The following is a 4,369-nucleotide window of genomic DNA, read 5'->3' as shown; positions in this document are numbered from 1 at the left end:
AGTAGAGGAAGGAGCAGTAATTAGTATGGGGGTGTTTATCGGTAGCTCTACAAAAATAGTATACAGAGATACAGGTGAAATTATTTACGGCAAAATTCCGGCTTATTCCGTTGTAGTTCCAGGAGTATTACCTGCTAAGGAAGCCGGTAAGCCTGGACTTTATTGCGTAGTTATCGTAAAACAAGTTGATAAAACTACTAGAGCTAAAGTAAGAATAAATGATTTACTGAGATAGATAAATCAAGGTGAGCGTTCATCGGTTTTTCACTGTCACCCCGTGGCCTGACCATGGGGTCCAGAAAAAATAACTTCAATATTGTTGCCTACACTACATGTTTAACAAAATAAACATATAAAAATAAATTTTTATATGTTTTACTGGATTCCGTGAATAAATCACGGGATGACAGAGAGGCATAATAAGCCGCTTAATACCAGTGAAAGGTCACAGATCAATAATATCGCCGATTATACCATTAAGATATCCCTCTCTTTGTTGTTGTTCTGAAATATCTGTTTGTTGAATTGCATTATTATTTGGGTTTCCTCAGAATATTGTATGCCATAAGCATTGCATCTCGTTGTTTTTGAGGATCACGTACAACACCAGCTGTTTTAAAATATGATTCTGCAGCATCTGTTTCCTGTTGTTTTTGAAAGTAAAGTTCGTTTCCTTGGGCCATATAAATCATATTTTATAGGCTTTGCAGCCTTATTTATAAGACTGTCATAACATTTTAATATAGAGTCTAATTTATTATTCTTTCTATAAAATATGATACCTGGGTCTTCACGTCCTAAGTTAAATAGCATATCGTCGATTTTATTGTACATTTCTTGAAGTTCTTCATTACATGTTAGAGCTTCATTATAATCTTCTGCTTCGCTCAATATATCGCCTATTTTAAGTAGCAGCCTAGCTATAGTTTGAGTCACTTCTGCTTTGTCCGAGTACTTATTTACACTCTATGGCTTTTTATAATATTGCACTGGTTGGTCGTGTTTAGGTTCTATATTTTTTATAGAAGATAGATAGTGATTTTGTATGAATCATATTTCAATTAAGGAACTATAGCAATCATTGGATTGAGACCATGTTGTAGATAACATTTCTTCAAATAATGATAATTCTTTAATTTGTAGGTTTAATACATATCAGTAAGCTTGAATAACCGGTTTATTGTCTGTGAATTTCTCAATAGAGTCTAAAATTTGCAATATTACCCCTATAAGGTTATTAGCTTGTTTGTTTAATATGATAGTTTGAAATTCTGATAATTGTGCTAATCCCTCAAAACAAGAAAGAGTTTTTTCTATAGCTGGTATTGTATTGGGGAACTTGGTAAATATGGTTTAATATAACCCTTATAATTAAAAAATTTTGAGTAGTTAAGAGGTGTATATACATTAAAGTCTTCAAAAATTGATTGGATAGTATTAATTATACATTCTACATTTATCTGTATTTGTGTATGTAAATTTTCTATCAGACTGTCTTGTGTTCCTTTAACAATGAATTTAGCTGCTTTATCTCTAAATTTTGTACTCCTTTTTGCTCTTCTAGGTGTTTTAGTTCTAGAGAGAGGTTTATTCACCCATTTTGAGAAGTAGGTTTATAGAAAAATTTTATATCAGAGAATTCTAATATATCCTTGTTAATAGCAATGCTATTTTGTACATCGGTATAATGTTTTCATGATTATTTTCATTATGTTGTGTTATTACGCATATAACATTTCCTTTTAATTTTTTGTGTTCTTCTGTAGGAAAAATATTTTTAAAGTCTTCTATAATCCTGTTAAAGATACTAGGGGATTTTACGGTCTCTTTTTTTGCTACTATGATAAATTTTAATTTATCGGTCATTTGAACTAGCTTTTGAATGAAAAATACATTGATTAACTCTTGCACTGTATCGGGTACTCCGTTAGAGCATTCCCAAAATGCTTTTTCTGCAATTTCAAATTTTTGGGGATCATATATAGCCGGTTCATATTTATGCTGAATTTCCGGCGTTGTTTCAAAATCAAATAATTTATCAAATGTAAATTCTTCACCGTTAATCTTAAGGTTGTTCTCAAGAGCATTTAAAAATGTGTTTTTTCCGCTATAAGGTAACCCTATTACTACTCTGTAGCTTTTGGTGTTTTCCCTGCTGGTATTAGTGAATAATTCACTGCAGTCAATGTATTGAGAATATTTGCTTTGAAAGAATCAAGAGTAGTTTCTTCTTCTGTGAAAGGTTTAATCTCAATTTCTGTGGGAATTTTAAATTTCATATATAGCCGCTAATCTATTCTTTAATATAAATTTTTATACTGTCGCTTTCGCCGCTATCGCTGATAGCTCTAATAATAAATTCACCGGTTTTTGCTTTCCATATTACTGCTTCGTTTGGTTTCGCGGTTGCTATTAATTCATTTTCTACAAGCCAAAAAATGTTGTTGGTTTTATTATCGCTAATCGCACTAAAAGTAATGTTATCACTATGTTTAATTGAATGTACGGAATTTTTTAACGGGTATATAATTTTAGGTTTTTGATGATGCCAATTTGTCAACCTATTGCAATGGTTTGTAGATATCGGTTTCGGTAATATATGTATTCCTGCTTTTTGATAAACCGCAAGCATATCTGTTGGCCATAAATTTACTGTTTTATATTCTGGTTGTCCTTTAATAAAGTTACAAGCAGGCATACCAGTTTTTAAATCTATCAACATTTTTCTATAAATACCGGATTGTTTTATCGGTGATTTGCCTTGAATGAATAAGGTTTCTGCTTTAACCGGACACATATCGTTATCGATATCTCCCGTATCTGCACAAACTTTTACTTTAGTAATATTTAGTGCATTAATTTTTGAAAGGATTAAATCCTCATCTTTATTTGGTCTAGCTATGGATTCGATAATATTAAAGAATAAAGGGGCTGCAGCAATATTACCCGTAAATGTTCCGTGAGTTTGCCCTTTGAAATCCCCAACCCAAACAGCAAGTACGTTACTTTTCTAAGCGGTTTATAAGTACCGAAATTAGCAAGCATAGCATAAAGAGTAATTAACTCTTCAAGAGTAATTTCTGCTGTGCCGAGCACTATAGATAAACCGTAATTTTCAGGTTTTCGTAAGCCGCTAATTTTTGCTTGTTGTAAGAACTCATAAAAATTCGGGTTTTTTAACTTAGATGCTAGAAATATTACAGGTACGTTACGGCTCTTTATTAACGATTCTCTAGCACTTAAACCGCCTGCAAACCTACTATCAAAATTTTCCGGTTTATAATAATCATAGTAAGTAGGTGTATCCTTTAGTAAAGTTAATGGATGTATTAGTGATTGATCAAAACTAAGTGCATAGACAAACGGTTTTAAAGCTGAGCCTGGAGATCTATGGCTTTTAGTGCCGTTAATCTGTCCACAAATATCGTTATTAAAAAACTCTCCGGAGCCAATACTTGCAAGCACTTCCATAGTAGTAAAATCAATAAGAATTACGGAGGCATTATTAATGCCATATTTTTTCCGATCATTAATATATAGGCGAACTTGTTGTTCTATAGTAGCTTGCAGATTTTTATCTATAGTAGTGCGTATAATAGGGCTATCATTATTTGCTAGTATGTCTAAAGTAAAATGCGGTGCAATAAAAGGAAGCTTTTTATTTTGATTAAATTTAACCGGCAAACTAATTAACTTATTATAAATAATATCTTGTGGGTGAATCGTGAGCCACTTGGTAAATAGATATTTACGTGCTTTAAAAATATTAATATCATTCCCGCCTCTTTTAAGCGGATTTTGTGGGATTACTGCAAGGCTTAGAATATCGATCAAATTTAAATCTTTTAGGTCACGATTGAAGTAAATATAACTGCCGGCTGCTATCCCTTCAATATTACTACCGTAAGGCACTAGATTTAGATAAGCTTCTCCGATACTTACAATGTTTGTTAATAGGAAGTTTAATAAAAAAGTAATAGAAAGGTAAAGAATCGTCATTGCGAGCAGGCATTGTTGCTTGGGCCGGCTTTATTGTCATTGCGAGTGGCTGTAGCCTGCATGACAATCTCAGGATTTTGGCATGAGATTGCTTCATCAAAATTTTCAATTTTTCCTCACAATGACGTTTTTAAGCCATAACGAGAATAGTTTATGCTAAAAGAAGAAGACAAAATTTTTACTAACCTGCATGGGCAGCAAAGCCATGATTTGAAATCTAGCAAGAAGCGAGGCGATTGGGAGAATACTAAAGCTTTGCTTGATAAAGGTAGAGATTTCATCGTTGAAGAGGTTAAGAAATCAGGGCTTAGAGGGCGAGGAGGTGCTGGATTTTCTACCGGTATGAAATGGTCATTTATGCCTAAAAATT

3 protein-coding genes and 3 pseudogenes are annotated in these 4,369 nt (G+C 32.8%); 2 read left to right on the top strand and 4 right to left on the bottom strand.

The genetic code is table 11. The annotated features are described in order from the left end of the window. A pseudogene (gene dapD / locus BG75_RS09400) lies at positions 1-235 on the top strand (2,3,4,5-tetrahydropyridine-2,6-dicarboxylate N-succinyltransferase); the annotation flags it as partial. A 380-nt stretch (positions 236-615) separates the two neighbouring features. On the opposite strand, the gene BG75_RS08125 reads toward dapD, so the two are convergent. From BG75_RS08125 to BG75_RS09395, 4 genes and pseudogenes are all read right to left on the bottom strand, one after another. Then, the gene (locus BG75_RS08125) at positions 616-936 is read right to left on the bottom strand and encodes a hypothetical protein (protein WP_252903569.1); all 321 of its coding nucleotides are present in this window, start codon (positions 934-936) and stop codon (positions 616-618) included. Positions 937-1,641: 705 nt separating this feature from the next. Next, entirely contained in the window at positions 1,642-1,911 is a 270-nt protein-coding gene (locus tag BG75_RS08945; protein WP_012150467.1) for a hypothetical protein, read from the bottom strand. A gap of 215 nt (positions 1,912-2,126) precedes the next feature. Continuing rightward, positions 2,127-2,279: a hypothetical protein gene (locus tag BG75_RS08600; RefSeq protein WP_196242458.1), complete on the bottom strand. Its 153-nt coding sequence runs from the start codon at positions 2,277-2,279 to the stop codon at positions 2,127-2,129. Positions 2,280-2,293: 14 nt separating this feature from the next. Next, positions 2,294-3,930: pseudogene (locus tag BG75_RS09395) on the bottom strand (penicillin-binding transpeptidase domain-containing protein); the annotation flags it as partial. A gap of 222 nt (positions 3,931-4,152) precedes the next feature. Between BG75_RS09395 and BG75_RS01325 the strand changes: the two are divergent. Further along, a pseudogene (locus tag BG75_RS01325) lies at positions 4,153-4,369 on the top strand (NADH-quinone oxidoreductase subunit F); the annotation flags it as partial.

This window comes from Rickettsia endosymbiont of Proechinophthirus fluctus (genome assembly GCF_001602635.1).
Classification (GTDB): Bacteria; Pseudomonadota; Alphaproteobacteria; order Rickettsiales; family Rickettsiaceae; genus Rickettsia; species Rickettsia rickettsii.
Note: the sequence above shows the minus strand (reverse complement) of the source record. Positions and strands in the feature narration are given on the sequence as shown.